This window comes from Clostridium sp. D46t1_190503_E9 (genome assembly GCF_015555225.1).
In the GTDB taxonomy this organism is placed as follows: domain Bacteria; phylum Bacillota; class Clostridia; order Clostridiales; family Clostridiaceae; genus Clostridium.
On sequence record NZ_JADNKB010000001.1, the window covers coordinates 265,562 to 290,496 of the forward strand.

Annotated in this window: 21 protein-coding genes; 1 reads left to right on the plus strand and 20 read right to left on the minus strand. The window is 29.7% G+C overall.

Translation table 11 applies throughout. The annotated features are described in order from the left end of the window. Positions 1-9: 9 nt before the first annotated feature. The 20 genes from infB to I2E83_RS01240 all read right to left on the minus strand — a co-directional run bounded on the left by infB (position 10) and on the right by I2E83_RS01240 (position 24,316). A complete protein-coding gene (gene infB / locus I2E83_RS01145) occupies positions 10-2,055 on the minus strand; it encodes a translation initiation factor IF-2 (RefSeq protein WP_195263602.1) in 2,046 nt (681 codons plus the stop codon). A 15-nt stretch (positions 2,056-2,070) separates the two neighbouring features. Further along, the gene (locus tag I2E83_RS01150; RefSeq protein WP_195428282.1) at positions 2,071-2,385 is read right to left on the minus strand and encodes a ribosomal L7Ae/L30e/S12e/Gadd45 family protein; all 315 of its coding nucleotides are present in this window, start codon (positions 2,383-2,385) and stop codon (positions 2,071-2,073) included. Then, positions 2,378-2,644 (minus strand): YlxR family protein, encoded by a 267-nt coding sequence (locus tag I2E83_RS01155; RefSeq protein ID WP_195263604.1) that lies wholly within the window; start codon positions 2,642-2,644, stop codon positions 2,378-2,380. Before I2E83_RS01155 ends, I2E83_RS01150 begins: the two co-directional genes overlap by 8 nt. 12 nt (positions 2,645-2,656) lie before the next feature. After that, complete coding sequence (gene nusA, locus I2E83_RS01160; protein WP_195263605.1) at positions 2,657-3,739, minus strand: transcription termination factor NusA; 1,083 nt, start codon at positions 3,737-3,739, stop codon at positions 2,657-2,659. 16 nt (positions 3,740-3,755) lie between these two features. Beyond that, on the minus strand, positions 3,756-4,214 hold the full coding sequence (gene rimP, locus I2E83_RS01165; RefSeq protein WP_195428284.1) for a ribosome maturation factor RimP: 459 nt from the start codon (positions 4,212-4,214) through the stop codon (positions 3,756-3,758). A 265-nt stretch (positions 4,215-4,479) separates the two neighbouring features. After that, positions 4,480-8,808, minus strand: coding sequence for a PolC-type DNA polymerase III (locus I2E83_RS01170; protein WP_195428286.1), 4,329 nt, complete (start codon positions 8,806-8,808; stop codon positions 4,480-4,482). Positions 8,809-8,997: 189 nt separating this feature from the next. Next, a complete protein-coding gene (gene ispG / locus I2E83_RS01175) occupies positions 8,998-10,047 on the minus strand; it encodes a flavodoxin-dependent (E)-4-hydroxy-3-methylbut-2-enyl-diphosphate synthase (RefSeq protein ID WP_195428288.1) in 1,050 nt (349 codons plus the stop codon). A 13-nt stretch (positions 10,048-10,060) separates the two neighbouring features. Continuing rightward, the gene (locus I2E83_RS01180) at positions 10,061-11,080 is read right to left on the minus strand and encodes a M50 family metallopeptidase (RefSeq protein ID WP_195428290.1); all 1,020 of its coding nucleotides are present in this window, start codon (positions 11,078-11,080) and stop codon (positions 10,061-10,063) included. Positions 11,081-11,093: 13 nt separating this feature from the next. After that, entirely contained in the window at positions 11,094-12,254 is a 1,161-nt protein-coding gene (gene dxr, locus I2E83_RS01185; protein ID WP_195428292.1) for a 1-deoxy-D-xylulose-5-phosphate reductoisomerase, read from the minus strand. Positions 12,255-12,277: 23 nt separating this feature from the next. Then, entirely contained in the window at positions 12,278-13,234 is a 957-nt protein-coding gene (locus tag I2E83_RS01190; RefSeq protein ID WP_195263611.1) for an AI-2E family transporter, read from the minus strand. Positions 13,235-13,610: 376 nt separating this feature from the next. Continuing rightward, positions 13,611-14,405, minus strand: a complete 795-nt coding sequence (locus tag I2E83_RS01195) for a phosphatidate cytidylyltransferase (RefSeq protein ID WP_195428294.1) — start codon at positions 14,403-14,405, stop codon at positions 13,611-13,613. 16 nt (positions 14,406-14,421) lie between these two features. Continuing rightward, positions 14,422-15,183 (minus strand): isoprenyl transferase, encoded by a 762-nt coding sequence (locus I2E83_RS01200; RefSeq protein WP_195263613.1) that lies wholly within the window; start codon positions 15,181-15,183, stop codon positions 14,422-14,424. Positions 15,184-15,238: 55 nt separating this feature from the next. Then, positions 15,239-15,796, minus strand: coding sequence for a ribosome recycling factor (gene frr, locus I2E83_RS01205; protein ID WP_195263614.1), 558 nt, complete (start codon positions 15,794-15,796; stop codon positions 15,239-15,241). 9 nt (positions 15,797-15,805) lie between these two features. Further along, positions 15,806-16,522, minus strand: coding sequence for a UMP kinase (pyrH, locus tag I2E83_RS01210; protein ID WP_195263615.1), 717 nt, complete (start codon positions 16,520-16,522; stop codon positions 15,806-15,808). 69 nt (positions 16,523-16,591) lie between these two features. Beyond that, positions 16,592-17,503: a translation elongation factor Ts gene (tsf, locus tag I2E83_RS01215; protein WP_195263616.1), complete on the minus strand. Its 912-nt coding sequence runs from the start codon at positions 17,501-17,503 to the stop codon at positions 16,592-16,594. A gap of 84 nt (positions 17,504-17,587) precedes the next feature. Beyond that, positions 17,588-18,289, minus strand: a complete 702-nt coding sequence (gene rpsB, locus I2E83_RS01220; protein ID WP_195263617.1) for a 30S ribosomal protein S2 — start codon at positions 18,287-18,289, stop codon at positions 17,588-17,590. 336 nt (positions 18,290-18,625) lie between these two features. Beyond that, a complete protein-coding gene (gene codY / locus I2E83_RS01225) occupies positions 18,626-19,402 on the minus strand; it encodes a GTP-sensing pleiotropic transcriptional regulator CodY (protein ID WP_195263618.1) in 777 nt (258 codons plus the stop codon). Between the two features lie 200 nt (positions 19,403-19,602). Beyond that, entirely contained in the window at positions 19,603-21,693 is a 2,091-nt protein-coding gene (gene topA / locus I2E83_RS01230; RefSeq protein ID WP_195263619.1) for a type I DNA topoisomerase, read from the minus strand. Between the two features lie 46 nt (positions 21,694-21,739). Then, positions 21,740-22,777: a DNA-processing protein DprA gene (gene dprA, locus I2E83_RS01235; RefSeq protein ID WP_195263620.1), complete on the minus strand. Its 1,038-nt coding sequence runs from the start codon at positions 22,775-22,777 to the stop codon at positions 21,740-21,742. Between the two features lie 15 nt (positions 22,778-22,792). Next, complete coding sequence (locus I2E83_RS01240) at positions 22,793-24,316, minus strand: YifB family Mg chelatase-like AAA ATPase (RefSeq protein WP_195263621.1); 1,524 nt, start codon at positions 24,314-24,316, stop codon at positions 22,793-22,795. Between the two features lie 146 nt (positions 24,317-24,462). Here I2E83_RS01240 and I2E83_RS01245 point away from each other — a divergent pair, with 146 nt between their 5' ends. Then, a complete protein-coding gene (locus I2E83_RS01245; protein ID WP_195263622.1) occupies positions 24,463-24,834 on the plus strand; it encodes a YraN family protein in 372 nt (123 codons plus the stop codon). Positions 24,835-24,935: the final 101 nt, after the last annotated feature.

A 24,935-nucleotide genomic window follows, 5' to 3' on the forward strand; every position in this document is an offset into this window, starting at 1 on the left:
CCTCTTTAATTAAAGCTGCTTTCTTTCAATTGCTTGCATACTAAATGACTCTATTACGTCACCTTCTTTAAGATCATTAAACTTTTCAACACTTAAACCACATTCATAACCAGTGTTTACTTCCTTTGCATCATCTTTAAATCTCTTAAGTGAAGCTAAAGTTGATTCAAATATTACTATTCCATCTCTTATAACTCTAACTTCAGAGTTTCTTATTATTTTACCATCTGTAACGTAACATCCAGCAATTGTTCCTACATTTGAAATCTTATAAACCATTCTTACTTCTGCTTTTCCATTTACAACTTCTTTATACTCTGGATCAAGCATTCCAATCATAGCTGATTTAACATCTTCTATTGCATCGTAAATTATTCTATATGTTTTAATTTCGACCCCTTCTTTATCTGCAACTACTGTAGCATTTGAATCTGGTCTTACATTAAATCCTATAAGTAATGCATTTGAAGCCGTTGCAAGAGTAACATCTGTTTCAGTTATAGCACCAACACCACCATGAATTACTCTTACTTTAACATCTTCAGTTGAAAGCTTTTCTAATGATTGTTTTATAGCTTGAACTGACCCTTGAACATCAGCCTTAACTATAATACCAAGTTCTTTAACTGTTCCTTCTTGAATTTGGCTATATAAATCTTCAAGAGAAACTCTATTAGCTGAATGGAAGCTTTCATCTTTAATTTTTTGTTTTCTTGTTTCAGCCATATTTCTTGCTGTTTTTTCATCTTTAACAACAGTAAATCTATCTCCTGCTGCTGGAACTTCTGAAAGTCCTAAAATTTCCACTGGAATTGAAGGACCAGCTGCTTTTATACTCTTTCCTTTATCATCAAACATAGCTCTTATTCTACCATATGTAGAACCAACTAATATTGAATCTCCTACATGTAATGTACCATTTTGAATAAGTAGTGTTGCTACTGCACCTCTACCTTTATCAAGTTTAGCTTCTATAACAGTACCCTTAGCTTTTCTCTTTGGATCAGCTTTAAGTTCTGCCATTTCTGCTGTTAATAGAACCATTTCTAATAATTGTTCTAAATTTTCACCTGTCTTTGCTGATACAGGAACACATATAGTATCTCCACCCCAGTCTTCGGCTACTAATTCATATTCAGTTAATTCTTGTTTAACTCTGTCTATATTAGCTCCTGGTCTATCTATTTTATTTATAGCTACTATCATAGGAACTTCTGCTGCTTTACAGTGGCTAATAGCTTCTTTTGTTTGTGGCATTATACCATCATCTGCTGCAACAACTAATATAACTACGTCTGTAACTTGAGCTCCTCTTGCTCTCATTGCTGTAAAAGCTTCGTGTCCTGGTGTATCTAAAAATGTTAATTTTTCGCCATTTAAATTTACAGTGTAAGCTCCAATATGTTGAGTTATACCACCAGCTTCATGAGCAGTAACATTAGCTTTTCTTATAGCATCTAATAATGAAGTCTTACCATGGTCAACGTGACCCATAACTGTAACTATAGGAGGTCTCTTAACTAGGTTTTCTTCTACCACTTCTTCTTCTTCAACCACTTCTAGCTCTTCTTTTTCTTCTTTTTTAACAACTAAACACTCATATTTTTCACATACTTTTTCAGCAGTTGCAAAATCTATTTCTTGATTTATAGCAGCCATAACGCCTGTAAAAATAAGAGTCTTTATAACATCTGCACTTGGTTTTCCAAGTTTTTCTGAAAGTTCTTTTACAGTTATTGTCTCTCCAATTTCAACAACACCTGATCCGCCTTCACCAATTATGTTAGCGTCTTCTTCTACTTTCTTTCTTTTTCTTTTTTTAGCTTGATTATTAACTTCTTCAGCTAATATTTCTTCATATTCATCAACTATAGTTTTATCTCCTGATGCTCCAGTATCTCCAATTAACTCTTTGATTAACTCTGCATCTTCATCTTCTATAACGCTCATATGATTTTTTACATCAACGCTAAACTCATTCATTAATAATTCTATAAGTTCCTTTGAACTTATTTGCAGTTCTTTTGCCAATTCATATACTCTGATTTTTGACAATAAAATCACCCCCGGTTAAATTTTAACTTTTTCCTCTTCGTAAAGGGTATAAAGTTTTTTAGCCATATTTTCATCTGTTATAGCTAATATTTTCACTTCTTCTCTTCCAATTGCAGCACCTAACTCTTCTTTTGAAAAGTCTTCTATAAATTCTATATCTTTTGATACGCAATGATTTTTAAATTTCTTTTTTGTACTATTTGAAGCATCATTAGACATGATGAATAAAAAAATAGATTTCCTATTTCTTTGCTCGTCACATTTACTATACCCTTCAACTAAATTTCCTGATCTTTTAGCTAGGCCTAGAAAATTAAAAAATTTATTCATTTTCAATCTCTTCCCTTAATCTATTGTATATAACTTCATCTATAGCTATATCTAAATTTCTTGAAAGCCTTTTTGTTTTAAAAGCTTTTTCTAAACACTCTTTATCTTTGCAAATATATGCGCCTCTGCCTGATTTTTTCCCAGTTAAATCAACTGAAACATCACCTTCTGGAGTTTTTACAACCCTTATAAGTTCCTTTTTAGGTTTCATCTCCATACATCCTGTGCACATTCTCAAAGGAATTTTCTTTACTTTCATAAAAATCCTCCCTTATTCTATAGTTTCTTCAACTGTTTCTTCTTTTAATGCATCTGCTTGAGATTTGCTTTTTATATCTATTTTCCAATTTGTTAACTTAGCTGCAAGTCTAACATTTTGCCCTTCTTTTCCTATTGCAAGTGATAATTGATTATCGTCTACGACTACTTTAGCAGATTTTGTTTCTTCACAAGCAACTACTTCTAAAACTTTAGCAGGACTTAATGATGCTGCTATAAACTCTTCAGGATTTTTGCTCCATTTTATTATATCAATCTTTTCACCTTTAAGCTCGTTAACTATATTTTGTACTCTTGTTCCTTTCGGTCCAACACAAGCCCCCATTGGATCTACATTTTCATCATTTGAGTAAACAGCAATTTTACTTCTTGAACCAGCTTCTCTTGAAATACTCTTTATTTCAACAACACCTTCATATATTTCAGGCACTTCTAACTCAAATAGTCTTTTTACTAAACCTGGATGGGTTCTTGAAACTAAAATTTGAGCCCCTTTTGATCCATTTTTAACTTCTACAACATATAGTTTTACTTTTTCATTAAATTTATATTCTTCTCCTGGAATTTGTTCATTTGGTCCAATAGATGTTTCTATTCTTCCAAGATTTACAAAGACATTACCTTTATCTTTTCTTAAAACAGTACCAGTAATTATGTCATATTCTAATTCTTTGTATTCTGAATATACTATGTTTCTTTCAGCTTCTCTTATTCTTTGAGTTACTACACCCTTAGCAAGCTGAGCTGCTACTCTACCAAAATTCTTTGGAGTAACTTCTAAATCAACTATATCATCAAGATCATATCTTGGGCTAACTTCCTTAGCTTCTTCTAAACTTATTTCAGTTACATCATCATACACATCTTCAACTACTACTTTTTGAGCGTATACATGAATTTCTCCTGTTTCTCTATTTATACTTACTTTAACATTTTGTGCTGAAGTTGTTGGGCTAGCGTAGTTCTTTTTGTATGCTGCAACTAACGCATCCTCAATAGTTGTAAAAAGTAAATCTTCGCTAATCCCCTTATCTTTAACAATTTCTCTAAGAGCACCTATAAACTCTTGGTTCATTTTAATATCCTCCTTATTATATTTCCCCTTCTAAATTGGCTGATTTTATTTTATCTTTTGGAATTGTAACTAACTCATCAGCTTCAACTACAACTGAATCATCACTTACTTCCTTTAATATACCTTTTAAATTTTTTCTTCCATTTAATGATTTTGTGAATTTAACCATTATCTCTTTTCCTATTTGCTTTTTAAAGTGTTCATCTGTAAATAGTCCTCTATTTAATCCTGGTGATGAAACTTCCAAGAAGTATGCATCTTTGATTGGATCTTTTTCATCCATGACATCACTTACTCTTCTAGACAATGCTTCACAATCAGATAATGCTATACCACCATCTTTATCAATATATATTCTTAAATAATAATCTCCATTTTCTTTTACATACTCAATGTGATAAATTTCATAATTAAGTTCTTCAGCTATAGGTCTTACTAATTGATCAATAGTTTCTAATAATGCATCAACTTTCATATTAACCCTCCTTTACTATATTCAGTTTTTAAATTTTAAAGCTTTACTAAATCTTAACTACTCTATAAAAAAAGCAACTATTTGTAGTTGCAATTAAATAGAAAGAGCGGGCATTTATCACTCCCACTCACATTTTCTAGCTATTAGTAAATTACTTCTTTAATTATCCTATCATAATTTCCTAATTAATACAAGGGGTAGTAATTAAATTGTTACGCTACTTATATTAATTACTTGCCCCATATATATTATTTTTATACTTAATTTAAAACAAGGATAACTGATTCGTTTCTGACATTCCTTCAAGGCACCCATGATTACTCAATGTTTCTATTACAGTTTTTGAAACTTTTGATCTTACTCTTAAATCCTCTTTAGATATAAATTCGCCTTCTTTTCTAGCTTCTACTATACTTTTTGCTGCGTTATCTCCAACTCCTTGAAGCGCACTTATAGGAGGTCTTATTCCATCCTTCTCAATTGTAAACTTTGTTGCTTCTGATATATATAAATCTACCTTTAAGAATTTGAGTCCTCTTGCATAAAGTTCATAGGAAAGTTCCAAAACAGTAATTAATCCCTTATCTTTTGCTGTAACTTTATTCCCTAGTTCGTAAAGTTCATCTAATTTTGCTTTTATTGCTCCTGGTCCCTTACAAATAAGGTCTGCATCAAAATCATCTGCCCTTACAGTAAAATATGTTGCATAATATGCTTCAGGATAATATACCTTAAAGTAAGCTATCCTTACAGCCATCATTACATAAGCAACAGCATGCCCTTTAGGGAACATGTATTTTATTCTTTTACATGACTCTATATACCAATCAGGAACATTATTTTCCTTCATTGTTTTTTCAAATTCTTCTGTAAGTCCCTTACCTTTTCTTACACTTTCCATTATGGTAAACGCCATCTTAGGAGGTACTCCAGCATACATTAGATAAACCATGATATCATCTCTTGTAGATATACAGTCTTTAAGTGTAGTATATCCTTCTTTTATAAAGTACTGTGCATTGTTAAGCCATACATCTGTACCATGTGAAAGACCAGATATTCTAACTAAATCTGCGAAACTTTTGGGTTGAGTATCTACAAGCATTCCTCTAACAAATTTTGTACCAAATTCCGGAAGTCCATAACTACCAACTTCACACCCTAGTTCTTCCTTAGTTACTCCTAGTGCTTCTGGTGAAGTAAATAAAGAAATAACTTTTTTATCATTTAAAGGTATTGTCTTAGGGTCTACTCCTGTTAAATCTTGAAGCATTCTTATCATAGTTGGATCGTCGTGTCCAAGTATATCAAGCTTAAGTAATCTTCCTGATATAGAGTGATAATCAAAATGAGTTGTTGTAACATCTGATGTTGGATCATCAGCAGGACGTTGTATTGGTGTGAAATTATAAATTTCATTATCACTTGGAACAACCATAATACCACCTGGATGCTGTCCTGTTGTTCTTTTTATTCCTGTGCAACCAATAGTTAATCTTTCAATTTCAGCACTTGATGCTCTAAGCCCTCTTTCATCTAAATATTTTCTTACATATCCATATGCTGTTTTTTCAGCAACAGTACCTATTGTTCCTGCTTTAAATACGTATCCTTTACCAAACAAAACTTCTGTATATTTATGAATTTCTCCTTGGTTATCACCTGAAAAGTTAAGATCTATATCAGGTTCCTTATCACCTTCAAATCCTAGGAAAGTTTCAAACGGTATATCATGACCATCTTTTATATATTTAGCTCCACATTTCGGACAATCCTTATCTTCTAAATCAGCACCTGAGCTTACAGAACCATCTAAGAAGAACTCCGAATTTTTACAGTTAGGGCAAACGTAATGTGGAGGTAACCCATTAACCTCTGTTATATTTGACATTGTTGCAACAAAAGATGATCCAACAGATCCTCTTGATCCAACTAAGTAACCATCTGCTAGTGATTTTGCAACTAGTTTTTGGGCAATCAAATATAACACAGCATACCCATTATTTATAATTGAGTTTAATTCCTTATCTAATCTTTTTTGAACTATTTCGGGCAGTGGATCTCCATAAATTGAATGTACCTTTTTCATAGTCATTTCTCTAATTTCATCATCTGCACCTTCTATTTTAGGTGGATATGTTTCATCTGGTATTGGCTTTAAAACATCTATAGAATCTGCTATTTCTCCTGGATTAGTTATTACAACTTCTTTTGCACCATCTACTCCTAAATAAGAAAACTCTTTTAACATTTCTTCAGTAGTTTTTAAATATAAAGGTGGCTGTTTTTCTGAATCTGAGAAACCTTGCCCTGCCATTATTATTCTTCTAAAAACCTCATCTTGTGGATCTAAAAAGTGTACATCTCCTGTTGCTACTACTGGTTTATTAAGTTCTTTACCTAAATTATATATCTTAGTATTTAAACTTCTAAGTTCGTCTTCATCTTTTACATTTCCTTTATTTATAAGATATTCATTATTCCCTATAGGCTGGATTTCTAAATAATCATAAAATCCCATGATTTCTTTTAGTTCTTCATCTGACTTTCCATCTAAAACAGCTCTATATACTTCTCCAGCTTCACAAGCCGAACCAATAATTAGCCCTTCTCTCATTTCCATAAGCTTACTTTTTCTAACCCTTGGATTCTTATGAAAATTATCTATATGAGCTTCAGATACTAATTTATATAAGTTCTTCATACCTGCTTGAGTCTTTGCAAAAATTATTATATGATATGTCTTTTCCTTTTTAATATCCATTTTTTCAATGAATTCCCTATTTAAATCATTAAGACTATTCATATTTAATTCTTCTACCATCTTTTTGATAGATATCAAGAAAATTTCTGCAGTTGCCTTTGCATCATCAACTGCTCTATGATGATTTTCAAGTGAAACTCCAAGATGTTTAGCTACTAAATTTAATTTTACTCTTTTTAATTCAGGGTATAAAAATCTTGCAAGAGGAACTGTATCTACTATAGTTGAATTAAATTCAAGACCTAAGTCATTACAATTCTTTTTTATAAATCCTGTATCAAATGCTGCGTTATGAGCTACCACTGCACAATCATCTATAAACTCCATAAATTTAGGTAAAACAGCTTCTATAGGATCTGCATCTTGAACCATTTCATCAGTTATTCCAGTAAGTTCCGTTATCTTATAAGGAATTCTACATTTAGGATATACAAATTCACTAAATGTATCTATTACTTCTCTTCCCTTAATCTTCACAGCTCCTATTTCTATTATCTTATCATTTTTAGCTGAAAATCCTGTAGTTTCTATATCAAATACTATAAAAGTATCATCAAAGCTTTGCCCCATATCATTTAATGCTATAGGTATTCCATCATTAACTAAATATCCTTCTACTCCATATAGCACCTTAATTTTATTCTTTTTAGCTGCAATTTGAGCATCTGGAAAAGCTTGAACAACACCATGATCTGTTATTGCGATAGCTTTATGACCCCATTTTGCTGCTCTTTCTATTATTTTAGTAGCTGACACAACGCCATCCATAGCACTCATGGTTGTATGACAATGAAGCTCAACTCTTTTTTCTTCAGCTCCATCCATTCTTTCTATCTTACTCATTCTTAAGATATCTCTTCCCATTATTACTACTTCTCTAGCATATGTATCGTAAATTGCTTCTCCTCTCACTTTACAGTATAAGCCTTTTTTAACATTATCTAATACTTCTTCAGTTTCTTGTGGCTTTAAAAAGCATTTTACAGTTATTGAACTTGTATAGTCTGTAATAAAGAAAGTTAATATAATTTTACCTGTTTTAGTTTCAACTATATCTGTTTTAAATACTTCCCCTATAACAGCAACAACACCTGAAGTTTCATCAATTTCCTTAATTGGTATAGCTTCTTGACTTATACCTCTTCCTAAAATGCTATTTTCACTTTTAGGCTCTCTTTTGAATTCTCTTTTTTCATATGGTTTCTTAGCCTTAGCATTTTGTTTTTCTTCACTTGGATTACTTGTAGACTGCACTGAAATATTTCTTCCACTGAAGATTTCTTTTAAAACTTCTTTTTCTTTTTCAAGTTTTTCAGTATAGTTACTTTCTACTTCCAAGCTACTATCATACTCTAAAGTTATTTTAGATTTTATTCCAAATATACTTTCTATCTTTAATGCTATTTGCTTTGGAATATCTTTTGTATTTAGATGCTCATTTATTTTCTCATATCCACTAGCTATATTTATAGTATTACCATTAACACTCTTCTTTCCTTTAATAAGTACTGGTTTAGATAAAGGTGCTTTTTTCATTACATCTTCTGTAACTTCAAGCCAATGTTTTTCTACTATCTCATTTAGTGTTAAGTTTGATATATCCCTATAAAATAAGACTTCTATATTTATATCAATTCCTAATGTTTTCTTAATTGCCCTTTTAACTTCATCTTCTTCTTGATTATTTAAACCATCTTTTCCACGTAATACAACTTTTAGAAGATTGCTTTTCTTTAAAAACTGAAACTTTATTATATTTATTCCTTTATCTTCTAATGATTCATTCTTATTTATTTCTTTCTTTATAAGTTTTAAAGCATCTTCACTCAAATAAATAACACCTCCTGTATACTTGATCATATCTAATTGATAATGCATAGTTTAATATTTTATGAAGTGTTGAGTAAAATATTTATTAATATTTGGCAAATAATAATTAACGAAATAATTGACAATGTAAAATGTCAATTAAGTATTTATCCAACTTAATTTTTCATTATTCATTGTCAATTATTTTAATTACATATTTTCTATTTCTTTCATTAACTCTTCAATTAAATCTTCTTCTTTTACTTTTTTAACAATTATACCTTTTTTAAAGATTAAACCTTCTCCTCTACCACCGGCAATTCCAATGTCTGCTTCTCTTGCTTCTCCTGGTCCATTAACAGCACAGCCCATTACAGCAACCTTAATATTTTTGTTTATACTTTCTAATTTTTTTTCAACTTCTTGTGCTATTTTAATAAGGTTAATTTGAGTTCTGCCGCAAGTAGGACAAGATATAAATTGTAATCCGCTTTCTCTTAATTTTAAGGCTTTTAATATTTCCTTAGCAACCTTTATTTCTTCAATCGGATCACTAGTTAAAGATACTCTAACAGTATCGCCTATACCTTCTGCTAAAAGTGTACCAAGTCCAATACTTGATTTTATTGTTCCCCTAAAAGGTGTTCCTGATTCAGTTACACCTAAATGAAGAGGATAATTGCAACTTTGACTCATCAATCTATATGCTTCTATCATCATTACAACATCAGATGATTTTATTGAAATAACTATATCATAAAAGTCTAATTCTTCTAGTATTTTAACATGTCTTAAAGCTGATTCAACTAACCCCTTTGCAGTTGGCTTTCCATCTCTTTCTAAAATATCTTTTTCTAAAGACCCTGAATTTACGCCAATTCTAATTGGTAAGTTTTTAGCCTTTGCTGCTTCTGCAACTATTTTAACTTTTTCTATACTTCCAATATTACCTGGATTTATTCTTAAAGCAGATACTCCATTTTCGATAGCTGCTAAAGCTAATTTATAATCAAAATGTATATCTGCAACTACAGGAATTGGTGAACCTTGGCATATTTCCTTTAATGCCTCTGCCGCCTTCATATCAGGAACTGCACATCTTATTATTTCACATCCTGCTTTATATAAAGTATTTATTTGTTCTAATGTAGCTTCTACATCTCTTGTATCTGTATTTGTCATTGATTGAATAGATACAGGAGCATCTCCTCCTATATAACAACTTCCAACCTCAACTTTTCTTGTTTGTTTTCTTTCCATTTTATTTCCTCTCCTAAAGTTGTATAGGGAATAATATATCTTTTATTGTAACTATAATCATAAGCCCAAAAAGTAACATTATTCCAACATAGTTCATTGCCCCAACTAATTTATCTGGTACTTTTCTTCTTGTAATAAGCTCTATTAATAATATTACAGTCCACCCACCATCTAAGGCTGGGAATGGTAACATGTTAAATACAGCTAAATTTATGCTTATAAAGGCTACAAAATACATAAGATTCCATATACCATTTTTTGCGGCCTCACTAGACATTCTGATAATAGATACCGGTCCCCCTACATCTGTTTTAAAATTAACTTCACCCATAATCATCATCTTTAAACTTTTATAAGTTTGACTAATTACTGATAATGTTTCTTTGAAGCTTTGTTTAAAACTTTGTACAATACCCGGGTTATCTACTCTTTCGAATCCAAAGCCTATCATGTATCTTTCCCTTCCATTTTCCTCTGTCAACTTTGGAGTAACAGTAACTTCCTTCTTCTCCCCATTTCTTTCAATTAAAAAGTTAATTGGATTATTTTTTGCAAGACTTATCCCTATAGTTAAATCATCTGCTGAAAATACTCTACTTCCATTAACCTTTACGAAAGTATCGCCTTCTTGTAATCCAGCTTCCATTGCTGGCATATTTTCAATTAAGCTATTTACCTTAGGTAAACTATATCCAAACTTATTTAAAAATACTGTAAATATAATTATAGCAAATAAGAAATTCATAGTTGCTCCAGCTATAATAACACTTATTCTTCTAAGAGGCGACTTCGAAGAAAAGCTTCTTTCATCTTGAACCTCTTCTTCTTCTCCCATCATTTTAACATATCCTCCAATAGGAAACAAACCTATTGAATATTTTGTTTCTTTTCCTTGAGTTGAAAGTATTTTAGGTCCCATTCCAATAGCAAATTCCTCAACCTTTATTCCATTTACCTTTGCCATTACAAAATGACCAAGTTCATGGACTATTATAAGTAAACTAAATCCCAATAACGCATAGATTATATACAATATATTTCTCCTCCTAATTCCATCTTACCCTTATATATTCTCTTACTTTCTTATCTAATTCAATTACATTTTCTAAATTAACTTCCTTTGATTTTTCTTCTTTAAAATGTTCTAAAGCCTCTTCTATGATTTCTGAAACTTGTAAAAACTTTATCTTTTCTTCTAAAAGTAAAGATACCGCTTCTTCATTAGCACCATTTAATATACATGGAGCTAACCCTCCTTCTTTTCCAGCTTTATAAGCAAGCTTTAAACACTTGAAAGTTTCTAAGTCAGGTTTTTCAAAAGTTAATGCTCCAATTTCATAAAAATTAAGTTTTTTTGCTATAGCATGTTTTCTTTCTTTTTTATTAATTGCATATTGTATAGGTAACTTCATATCCGTTGAACCTAACTGAGCAATAACACTTGCATCATTATACTCTACCATTGAATGAATTATGCTTTGAGGGTGCACTACTACTTCTATATTTTCATATGGACAATTAAACAAAAAATGTGCTTCAATAACTTCAAGTCCTTTATTCATAAGTGTTGCTGAATCTATAGATATTTTTTGCCCCATATTCCATTTTGGATGTTTTAATGCATCATTTACCGTCACACTTTTTAAGTATTCATTATCTTTTCCTCTAAATGGTCCCCCTGAAGCTGTTAAAATAATTTTACTTACATCATTTTCAGTATACCCATTTAAAGCTTGGAATATAGCACTATGTTCCGAATCTACTGGTAGTATATCTACTCCCATTTCTTTTGCTTTTTTCATAACTAACTCGCCAGCTACAACTAAAGTTTCCTTATTAGCTAATGCTATATCTTTTTTTGCTTCAATAGCTTTTATAGTTGGTCTTAATCCAATCATACCCACTACTGAAGTTAAAACCATATCTATTTCTTCCAATGTAGCTATTTTTTCAAGACCTTCTATTCCTGAATAGACTTCTATCTTCAAATTGTTATCTAAACAATAACGTTTAATAACTTTTGAACTTTCCTCATCCATCATAGCCACATACTTAGGATTAAATTCATTTATTATTTCCTTAATCTTTTCAACAGATGAATTAGCACTTACACCTATAAGCTTAATTTCATTATTTGAACTTCTTATTACATCTAAAGTTTGAGTACCTATTGAGCCTGTAGCCCCTAAAATCGAAATGTTTTTCATACTTACCTCCTCGAATTCAGTATTTAACTACTGTATATCATATCTTTTGCAATTATACTGTAAATTGGACCTGCAATTATACCAATAAATCCAAACATTTTTACCCCTACATAAATCGATACTATTACTATTAATGGATGAATTTCTAATTTGCTACTTAGAAATTTTGCCTCTAATATTTCCCTAACAAACCGTTCTAACAAATATAATGAAATTAATCCAATTATTAATAAATACCTCTTCATTATAATATTGTATATTATAATTGGTATAAAAACAATTGTTGTTCCAACAAAAGGAAGTATATCTAAAATTGCACATAGACTTCCTAAAAAAATACTATTATGTATTCCAAGTATCTTAAATCCTAATGTTATTATAAAAGCACTTAATATTATTAACCTTACTTCTATTTTAAAAACTTCTTTTAAATTTTTTATTTTCTCCATGAAATTATTTATAACTTCATTTGGAAATATGTTTTTTAACAAATCATAAATTTTACTCTTATCAACTAATATAAAATAATCTATAATATTAGCTAAAAAGTATGCTATAACTCCATCTCCAGTTACTATTGCACCTTGCATTATCATATTACTACTAAAGAAACCACTTAAAGTTTGTAGCATTTTATTCAAGTCAAAATTCAAAAGTATTTTCATATTTTTAATAAATGCATCTACTTCTGACATATTATTTCTATAAAACTTATAAAATAAACTTAAAATTGTATTTCCAAAATAAAATATTATAACAAACATAAAAATATTTATTATAAGTAAACTTAAGATTGCACACATAGATTTCGGTAAGTTAGTTTTTATAAAAAATTTATATAATGGCTGAGTTATTAAAATCATTATAACAACAATAATAAAAGGTTGAAAATAGTTTTTTATTAATAATGTAATTAACGAAATAATAATAAATGCAATTACTAAATTTATTATTTTACTATAAGTATCGTATAATTTCATAATATTGCTCCTTAACATATCATATATAGGTTGTACTTGAATTATATTCAACTTAAATATCCAAATAATTATTAAAAGTATTTAAGTAAACCTAATATTTTTCAACTTATATAAAAAATTTAAATACTATATGTTTTTAATCCAATATTTTATTAGGCTTAATATATACAAACATTTAATATATCAATACTTTGAATTCATAAATCACTAATCAAAACATACATACTATGATTATATTAATCTTGATTCTAATACATACCTTACTATTTAGTAATATAATTTTTTTAATACAAAAAAAGGTAGAGAAGTAATTTCTCTACCATCTTTAATTAATAATTTATATTTATTAAAAAATTTAATATTATATCATTTAAATCTAAATTCCCACAATAAAAGTTAGGTAATAGAAAACTACAGCTGCATTAAATAATATAGAATCAAATCTATCTAAAATCCCACCATGTCCAGGTATTAAGTTACTATAATCTTTAATCCCCACATATCTTTTTACAGATGATGCAACTAAATCACCGAATTGACCCATTATTCCGCATAATGCACCTATTAAAAAGAAATGAATTATTGAAACCTCTGGAACATAGTTAACAATTATCAACCCATATATTCCACAACCAATAGTACTTCCTAAGAATCCCCCAACTGATCCTGCAACTGTCTTTTTAGGGCTAACCTCTGGACAAATCTTTCTTTTTCCTAAATACTTACCTGCATAATATGCAGTTGTATCAGCAACCCAAGATCCTAAGAAAATTAACCAAACTAAATATTCTCCACCAGTTTTACTATTTACTATAGGAATAAAGCTAAATAGCACACCTATATATAAGAAACCTAATAAAGTTATTGAAACATCAATAAATGTATATTTTAAATTTATAATAGGTATAATTAGTAAAACTATAGCTGCAAGAACTATAATATACATAATTTCCTCAAAATTATTTCCTATTAAATAAAAAATTGCTAAAAGTGCATATCCTACTATAGGTACTGGCTTAAACTTCTTTTCTTTTAATGCTTTATAAAACTCATATAAACCACATACTGAAATGACTATTGTAAAAGACTTAAGCCAAATTCCACCTAGTAAAATAAACAGTATAAATGGAGCTATCATAGCCGCTCCCAAATATCTACTATTTAACTTCATATTTCCACCTCAACTATTATACTCCACCATATCTCCTGTCTCTATGCTGATAATCATATATGGCTTTATGTAAATGTTCTTCTTTAAAATCTGGCCAACATACATTGGAGTACCAAAATTCTGAATAAGCACATTGCCATAACAGGAAATTACTAATTCTTTGTTCACCTGAAGGTCTTATAATCAAATCTGGATCTGGTGTATTATTAGTATATAAATATCTTTCAAATATTTTATCATTAATATCATCTATATTTATATTTCCCTTTTTAGCATCTTCTGATACCATTTTAACTGCTCTTATTATCTCATCTCTCCCACCATAATTGAAAGCTATACTTAAAACTATTCCTTTATTATCTTTAGTTATATTTATTGCTTCATTAATTTCTTCTTGAGCATCAATAGGTAACTTGTTAATATCCCCTAAAACTTTGATTACAACACCATTTCTATTTAATTCTGCTAATTCACTTCTCAAATATTCAACTAGCAATTTCATAAGTGCAGAAACTTCTTCATTTGGTCTTTTCCAATTTTCAGTTGAAAATGCATATAACGTAAGGTATTTTATTCCTAAAATATGCGATTCTTTTATTACTCTTCTTATAGTTTCAACACCAGCTTTATGCCCCATAGTTCTTGGAAGCTTTCTTTGCTTAGCCCATCTTCCATTTCCATCCATGATTATAGCTATATGTTTAGGTATATTTTCTTTATCTAAAACTATTTCTTCTTTATTTTTTTTATTTCTACTAGTTTTAAAAATATCTAACATATTTGTGTTCCCTCCACCATTACTAATATGGAAAAAAACCTGCTAAAGGCAGGTTTTAAATTGACATAATCTCTTTTTCTTTTGCCACAATTATTGTATCTACTTCTTTAACGAAAGAATCTATTACCTTTTGAACTTTTTCTTCTGAATTTTTAAGTTCATCTTCAGTTATTTCTCCATCTTTCTTTAATGCTTTAATCTTATCATTAGCTTCTCTTCTTATAGATCTTAAAGCAACCTTTGCTTCTTCACCTGTTTTTTTAACATTTTTAACAAGGTTTTTTCTTGTTTCTTCTGTTAATTCTGGAACTACTAATCTGATTACGCTACCATCATTTGATGGATTTATTCCTAAATCTGAAGTAAGTATAGCTTTTTCTATTTCTTTCATTAAACTTTTTTCCCAAGGTGATATTACTAAAACTCTTGGTTCTGGTGCCGAAATATTAGCTACTTGATTTAATGGACATGGACTACCATAGTAATCAACTTGTATTCTATCAAGCATTGTTGGGTTAGCCCTCCCGGCTCTCATAGTTGAAAGATCAGATTTTAATACAGAAATAGTTTTGTTCATTTTTTCTTCTGCTCTTTGAATAATATCCTTAATCATAAAAACCTCCTATTTTTTAGATGAAACTAAAGTTCCTATTTTCTCACCAGAAATAGCTCTTTTTATATTTCCTGGTTCCTCTAATCCAAATACTAAGATTGGAATACTGTTATCCATACATAAAGAAGTTGCAGTTGAATCCATTACTTGTAACCCCTTCTCAAGAACTTCTATATAAGTAAGTGTATCATATTTTTTAGCATCTGAGTACTTATATGGATCTTTATCATATACACCATCAACTTTTTTAGCTAGTAGTATAACATCAGCTTCAATTTCTGCTGCTCTTAAAGCTGCTGTAGTATCAGTTGAGAAATATGGATTTCCTGTTCCTGCTGCAAATATAACTACTCTACCTTTTTCTAAATGCCTCACTGCTCTTCTTCTTATAAATGGTTCAGCAATTTCTTTCATTTCGATAGCTGTTTGAACTCTTGTCATTACTCCGTTTTGTTCAAGTGAATCTTGAAGCGCTAAAGCATTTATACATGTAGCAAGCATTCCCATATGATCTGCTTGTGATCTATCCATACCTTCTCCACTTCTTCCTCTCCAGATGTTTCCTCCACCTACTACTAATCCTACTTCTACTCCCATTTCTACTAAGTCTTTAACTTCTAATGTGATTCTTTTTATTATATCAAAATCAAATCCAAATCCATTTACACCTGCTAAAGCTTCTCCTGAAACCTTTAGAATTACTCTCTTATATTGACATTTATCCATTCTTAGTACCTCCATATATTATTCGGTTACTTCCTAAAAAAAGAGAACACATATGTGTCCTCCTTTGTATTACTTAGTCATCTTAGCTACTTCTTCTGCGAAGTTATCTTCTGCTTTTTCGATACCTTCTCCTCTTTCGAATCTTACGAACTTATTGATAGTTATAGGAGAACCAACTTCCTTTGATTTTTCTTGAAGGTATTTGCTTATGCTCTTATCGCCATCTTTTACCCATGCTTGATCTAAAAGACAAACTTCCTTATAGTATTTTTGAATTCTTCCCATTACCATTTTTTCAACTATGTTTTCTGGTTTTCCTTCATTTAAAGCTTGAACTCTGTAGATTTCTTTTTCTTTTTCTAATGATTCTTGATCAACATCTTCTCTGCTTAAGAATGTTGGGTTAGCTGCAGCAACTTGCATACAAACGTCCTTTGCTACTTCTGTTAAAACAGTAGCATTATCAGCTTCGCATCCTAATTCAACTACAACACCTATTCTTCCGCCACCATGGATATAGCTTTCTACAACGCCATTTGCCACAGCAAACTTGTTGAATCTTCTTACAGTCATATTTTCACCTAACTTAGCTATTAAAGCAGTAAGTGCTTCTGAAACTGTATTTTCAGCATCAAATTTTTCAGCAACAAATTCTTCTACAGTTGTAGCAGAAGTTGTAGATGCCATTTGAGCTAATCTATCTGCAAAAGTTACAAATTCTTCATTAGCAGCAACGAAGTCTGTTTCACAGTTTAATTCAACTATACCTGCTGATTTCTTATCTTCAGATATGTAAGTTTTTACTATACCTTCAGCAGCAACTCTTCCTGCTTTTTTAGCAGCAGCAGCAAGACCCTTTTCTCTTAATATTTCAACAGCTTTTTCCATATCTCCTTGAGCTTCTGTTAAAGCTTTTTTGCAGTCCATCATTCCTGCACCAGTTTTTTCTCTTAATTCTTTAACTGATTGAGCAGTTATCATAATGTAAATTCCTCCTAACTTAATGTAAACCTTATTATTTAGGTCAAAAGGTAAATGAGTTAACTCACCTACCCTTTAATTTTATTACTCAGCTAATTGTTCGCCTTGTCTTCCTTCGATTATACCATCAGCAATTTTAGCAGTTATTAATTTAACAGCTCTGATTGCATCATCGTTTCCTGGAATTACGTAATCAACTTCTTCTGGATCACAGTTAGTATCAACTATACCTACTACTGGTATTCCTAATATCTTAGCTTCTGAAATTGCGTTCTTTTCTTTTCTTGGGTCAACTACAAATATAGCACCTATGTTAGTAGAATCTAAGTTCTTAATTCCACCTAAGTTCTTTTCTAGTTTTTCCATTTCACCTTTTAACTTTATAACTTCTTTCTTTGGTAAAACTTCAAATGTACCATCTTCTTCCATAGTCTTTAAAGTTTCTAATCTGTTAATTCTTGTTTTGATAGTTTTGAAGTTTGTTAACATACCACCTAACCATCTGTTATTAACAAAGTGCATGTTTGATCTTATTGCTTCTTCTTCGATAGCTTCTTGAGCTTGTTTCTTAGTTCCTACAAATAAGATCTCTTTTCCTTCTGCTGCAACTTCTTTTATAAAGTTATAAGCTTCATCAACTTTCTTAACAGTCTTTTGAAGATCTATTATATATATTCCATTTCTTTCTGTGAATATATAAGGAGCCATCTTAGGGTTCCATCTTCTTGTTTGGTGTCCAAAGTGTACACCTGCTTCTAATAATTGTTTCATTGATATAACTGACATTCTGTTACCTCCTGGTTTTTTCCTCCATTGCCTTCTTATAGAGTTTCCTAAAATAAGGCACCATCTCTATAAATCTGACAATGTGTGTATTTATTTACCTTAGATAGTATAACATAAGCTAATTGTAGTAGCAACATTTTTTTCATCTAAAAATCAATAAATGTAAAATTAAATATTTTTTACATTATTAGAAAATTCAATATCTTTCTACAATCTTTTTATTTCATAAAACTTTTTTAATTACTATCAAATATTTTTGTATAAACTATTCTAATTTTTCTTATAAATTCTAAAAGCGTCAAATTACAACAAGTAACTTGACGCTTTTAGTTTATGTTAATTTATCTTTTTTAATTCATCTAATAACTTTTCATTTAATATTTTTATGTGTGTTCCCTTCATCCCAAGAGATCTTGATTCTATTACTCCTGCACTTTCAAATTTTCTAAGTGCATTAACTATAACACTTCTTGTTATACCAACTTTATCAGCTATTTTTGATGCAACTAATAATCCTTCATTTCCTTCTAATTCACCAAAAATATGTTCCACAGCTTCAAGTTCTGAGTATGATAAAGTTCCTATAGCTAATTGTACAACAGCTTTCTTTCTTGCTTCATCTTCTATTTCTAATTGCTTTGATCTTAGTATTTCCATTCCTACTATAGTTGCACTATATTCAGCTAAAACTAAATCTTCATCTGTAAATTCTTCACCAAATCTTGCAAGAATTAAAGTACCAAGTCTTTCTCTATTTCCGATTATAGGAACTATTGTACTAATCTTATCTTCCATAATACAATTTCCTTGATTTTCAAAAACACATAAACCTTTGTTAGCTAAATTAGCAATACTTTCATGAACATTTAATAAATTATCATTATAATCTTTTGGAAATCTCTTTTCATCTATAACTTGATTTTTCATAACATCACATTCAAAATTTTTTGAAAATGAATATCCAAGAATCTTACCTTTTCTGCTTGCCACATAGACATTACATAATAATACTTCACTTAATAAAGAACATATGTCTTCAAACGCTACAGGATCTGTACCGGATTTTTGCAGTATCTTATTCAACATTCTTGTCTTATTTAATAATGATGACATCCCATCTTCCTCCTATAAATAAAGCCTGTTAAATTTTTTGAAAATTTGAAATTGATCAAATTTTCTCAAAACATCTTAATTACTTATTTATACTAACATAGGAAGTACTTATTTTCAACAAATTTTTTATGCTTTTCGACATTTCCTTAGAAAAATTGCTTATTTTAATATTTTATTAAATTGTAATTGATTTCTATTCGTTAATTGTCATTACTTTCCCTATTTAAGTTAACAGTTTTGTTACAATTCGAATCAGAACATTGTGCATAGCTTCCTTTAGCTTTACTATATTTTAAAACCATATAAGCACCACAATCTGGGCATTTATCTTTTAACGGTTCATTCCAACTAACAAAATCACATTGCGGATAATTAGCACAACCAAAGAACTTTTTACCTTTTTTACTTTTTTTCGCTAATATCTTTCCTCCACATTTTGGACAAGGTGCTTCAATTTCTTCAACAATAGGTTTTGCATTTTTACATTCAGGATATCCTGGGCAAGCTAAGAAATCCCCATATCTACCATGCTTTATTACCATCATACGACCGCATTTATCACACGGAACATCACTTACCTTATCCTCTATAACGACCTTAGAAACCTCTTTTTCAGCCTTATCTATTGCAATTTTTAATGGCCCAAAGAATTCTCCAACTACTTTTCTCCATTCTTCTTGACCTTCTTCTATATGATCGAGATTTCTTTCCATTTCAGCTGTAAAATCAACATCTACTATTTGTTTAAAATATTCGCTAAGCATATTATTAACTATAAAACCAAGTTCTGTTGGAAATAATACTTTCTTCTCTCTCTTTATATAATCTCTACTCAATAATGTAGTTATTGTAGGAACATAAGTACTCGGTCTTCCAATTCCCTTTTCTTCTAGTAATTTTACAAAGGATGCTTCAGTATAACGTGCCGGCGGTTGTGTGAAATGTTGTTTTCCTTCTATATCAACTTTATTTAACTCATCATTTTCTTCTAACTTAGGCAATGAAACATCTTCATTATCTTCATCCGTTAAATATTCATAAAGTTTCATAAATCCATCAAATTTTACAGTAGATCCACTTGCTCTAAACTTATAGTCTCCATTTTTAATTTCTATGTTATTAGTATTCAACTCACAGGAAGCCATTTGACTTGCCATAAATCTATTCCAAATTAATGCATATAACTTATATTGCTCTGTAGTTAAAGAAGCCTTTGCAATTTCCGGAGTAATATCAATTATAGATGGTCTTATGGCCTCATGAGCATCTTGAATATTTTTCTTTCCCTTATATATTCTTGGAGAATTTGGTGCATAATCTTCTCCAAAATTCGAATTGATAAATTCTAATGCTTTTCCTTGTGCTTCATCTGAAATTCTAACTGAGTCAGTTCTCATATAAGTTATTAATCCTACTGTTCCATAACCTTTAACTTCAACACCTTCATATAGCACTTGAGCTATAGACATTGTTCTTTTAGTCATAAAGTTCAACTTTTTTGATGCTTCTTGTTGAAGTGTACTTGTTGTAAAAGGTGGTAATGGATTTTTTACCTTCGTTCCTTTTTTCACTTTAGTTACAATAAACTTATCTTTCTTTAACTCGTCTATTATTTTCTCACTTTCTTCTTTAGTACTTATTTCAATCTTTTTACCTTTATATTGTGATAACTTTATTGGAAACTTCTTTCTGTCTTTAGTTGCTATGCAATCAACGGTCCAATACTCTTTAGGTTCAAAACGATTAATTTCTTCTTCTCTATCGCATATAAGTTTTAACGCTGCTGATTGAACTCTTCCTGCACTTAAACCCCATTTTATATTCTTCCATAATATAGGGCTAATTTCATAACCAACTAATCTATCTAATATTCTTCTCGCTTGTTGTGCATCTACTAAATTTATGTTTATCTTTCTCGCTTCTTTTATAGATGCCTTTACAGCTGTTTTAGTAATTTCGTTAAATACTATTCTACATTTTTCATCTTCTGAAATATGTAAAATATTAGCTAAATGCCATGATATTGCTTCCCCTTCACGGTCAGGGTCAGTTGCAAGATATATCTTATCTGCTTTCTTAGCTGCCTTTTTAAGTTTACTTAAAAGTTCGCCTTTTCCTCTTATAGTTATATATTTTGGATTAAAATTATCTTCTATATCAACGCCCAATGTACTTTTTGGCAAATCTCTTACATGTCCCATAGATGCTTCTACTATATAATTCTTACCAAGATACTTTCCTATAGTCTTAGCCTTTGCAGGTGATTCTACTATTACAAGATTTTGTCCCATACATAAAAACTCCAGTAATTTTTATGGAGTTTACACCCCCTTAAATTTATAATGATTTTGCATAATAATTGCCTGGAAGACAAATAATTTCATTTCTATTTTGCATTTCAAATAATAACTCAAATAATACCTTTCTGTCAACATTTACAGATTCTATTATATCATCTAAATGTTTTGGTTCATTATCTATAACCTTTAAAAGACACTGTTTATATCCATTATTTTCATTTTTTTCTTTAATATCTTTTTTTATATTAAAAAAATCATATAAATCTTCTATTTCAGTAAATGGTTTTGCTCCATCTCTTATTAATTTATTACATCCTTCACTATTCCCATTTATCACCGGTCCAGGAACTGCCATTATGTCTTTACCTATGTTTAAAGCATAATCTACGGTGATAAGAGTACCACTTTTTTTGGTTGCTTCCACTATTATTACTTTGTCACTTATTCCACTTATTATTCTGTTTCTTCTTGGAAAATTATATGCCATAGGTGGAGTTTTAGGTAAAAATTCTGAAATTAATAACCCTTCTCTTATAACTTTCTCATATAATAATTTATTGCATTTAGGATATACTACATCTATTCCACATCCTAATATTCCTATAGTTTTACCTCTATATTCTAAAGCAATTTTTTGTGCTACTGAATCTATTCCAGCTGCTAATCCACTTACAACAGTTATATTATTTTCACTTAATTCTCTTCCTATAATTTTAGCTACTTCTATTCCGTATTGTGTGCATTTTCTAGCTCCTATTACAGCTGCCAATTTTCCCCTTAATAAATCTAAGTTTCCTTTATAAAATAGTACGTAAGGTGGTTCTTCAATATGCTTTAAAATTTCTGGATACTCTTTTGAGTTAATTGTAATATATCCTATTCCACTACTATTTATGTAATTATTAAAATCACTGATTTTCTCTTCAGAAATATTTTTATCTTTTATCTTTTGTAATTCTCTTATTTCATTTTTTTGCTTCCTAATATTACTTTCATTTTCATATCTTTTTAATAGTAATAACTTCTTCTCGTTAGATATATTAGTTAAAATAAACCATAATTCGTCATTTTTCATAATAACCACCTTTAATTAAATTATTTCTCCATCTACATTTTTTCTATACCCTAATGCTTCAAAAACGTGATGTTCATATATTTTATCTGAAGCTTCTAAATCTGCAATTGTTCTAGAAATCTTTATTATTTTATCATATCCTCTCATTGTTAAATTGTATCTTTCATAACACATCTTTAATAAACTTTTTGCGCCTTCTGAAATTTTAAATAAATACTCAAAATCTCTTCCTCTCACCTCTGAATTATAGCTATATTCACTATTTTTATATCTGATTTTTTGTATTTCTCTCGCTTCTAATACCTTTATTTTCATCTTTTCGGAACTTAAATTATCATTTTTTTTCGATATATCCTCATACTTTAATCTCGGTACGTAGTTTAACAAATCAATTCTATCTAGAAGGGCTCTTGATAATCTATTTAAATATTTTCTTCTTTCATTTTCTGAACATATACATCTATTTTCATCTACTCCTCCTAAGTAAAGTCCACAAGGACAAGGATTAAAAGCTCCAACAAGCAAGAAATTAGAAGGTAATTTATATGTTCCATTAACCCTATTGATATTAATAACTTTTTCTTCTAATGGTTCTCTTAAAACTTCTAACACTTCTCTTTTAAATTCCAATATTTCATCTAAAAAAAGTACTCCATTATGTGCTAAAGTTATTTCCCCAGCCTTTACTTCTTTTCCACCACCAACCAATGCTATTTTAGTTATTGTATGATGTGGATTTCTAAAAGGTCTAATTACTCCATCTTCACCTGAAAATATACCAGATGCACTATATATCTTTGCAATTTCCATTTCTTCCTTATAAGTAAGAGGTGGTAATATAGATGGCAATGCCTTTGCAAGCATTGTCTTGCCTGAACCTGGTGACCCATAAAGCAATATATTATGTTTACCTGCAGCTGCTATTTCCATTGCTCTTTTAGATGTTTTTTGTCCTATTATATCTGAAAAATCTAAATATAATTTATTAGCTTTTTTAACCTTTTCTTCAAAACTAAATGGCAATAAATCTTCATTATTAATAAATGAAACAACTTCTTTTAAATTTCTAAAAGGATAAAAATTACCTACATTAAAGGATCTTAATTCATTTAGATTATTAAAAGGAAAAATGAAATTATTTTTCTTATTATTTTCCCCTTCAAATATTATCGGAAGTATTCCCTTTATCTCTTTTAGATCTCCACCTAAAGAAAGTTCACCAAAAACTATAAATTCTTTTAAATTTTTGTTAATTATTTGATTTGATTTCATAAGTATGCCAAGAGCTATAGGTAAATCAAGTAATGAACCTATCTTTTTAATATCTGCTGGCGCTAAATTTATAGTAATTCTTCCTAGTGGAAACTCAAACCCGCTATTAACTATAGCAGACCTTACTCGTTCCTTTGATTCTTTTATTGAAGCATCAGGAAGACCCACTATACTAAAACTTGGCATTCCTTTATTAATATCCACTTCAACATTTATAAGTATTCCATCAAGTCCATTATGTGTAGCACTTATTATTTCTATTGACATAATTATCACCTCTTAAACATTATTGACATTCTAATTTAATTATTAAACATCATTTTTTATGATTTAATATATTATTTTTGTCAATATTATAAGGTGATGATAATTTTCTATAATTATTAATTTTATTTAATTAATGGTGGTATTTTATGAGTAAATTTAATAAATGTATTGGATCTTATGGTGAAGATTTAGCTTCATCTTATTTAAAATCTAAAGGCTATTACATATTGAAAAAAAATTTTAGAAATAAATATGGAGAAATTGATTTGATATGTAGACATGATGGTTTAATAATATTTGTAGAAGTAAAAAGCAGGTATAACTACAACTATGGATTACCATGTGAATCTGTTACTTCTTCAAAACAAAAACAAATAATTAATTTATGTAAATTTTATATACTTACAAGAAAGTTATTTAATTATAATTGTAGGTTTGATGTTGTGGAAATTTATTTCAATTCAAATAATGAATCTTATTTACTAAATCATATAGAAGATGCCTTTAGAGGTTATTAATAAAATAAGTATAAACGGTTTAAAAGGATCTCACATTTCGTTACCCCTAAAAAATAATATGGAATCATAAAGGGAGTCGCGAAATGCGACCCCCTTTCAAA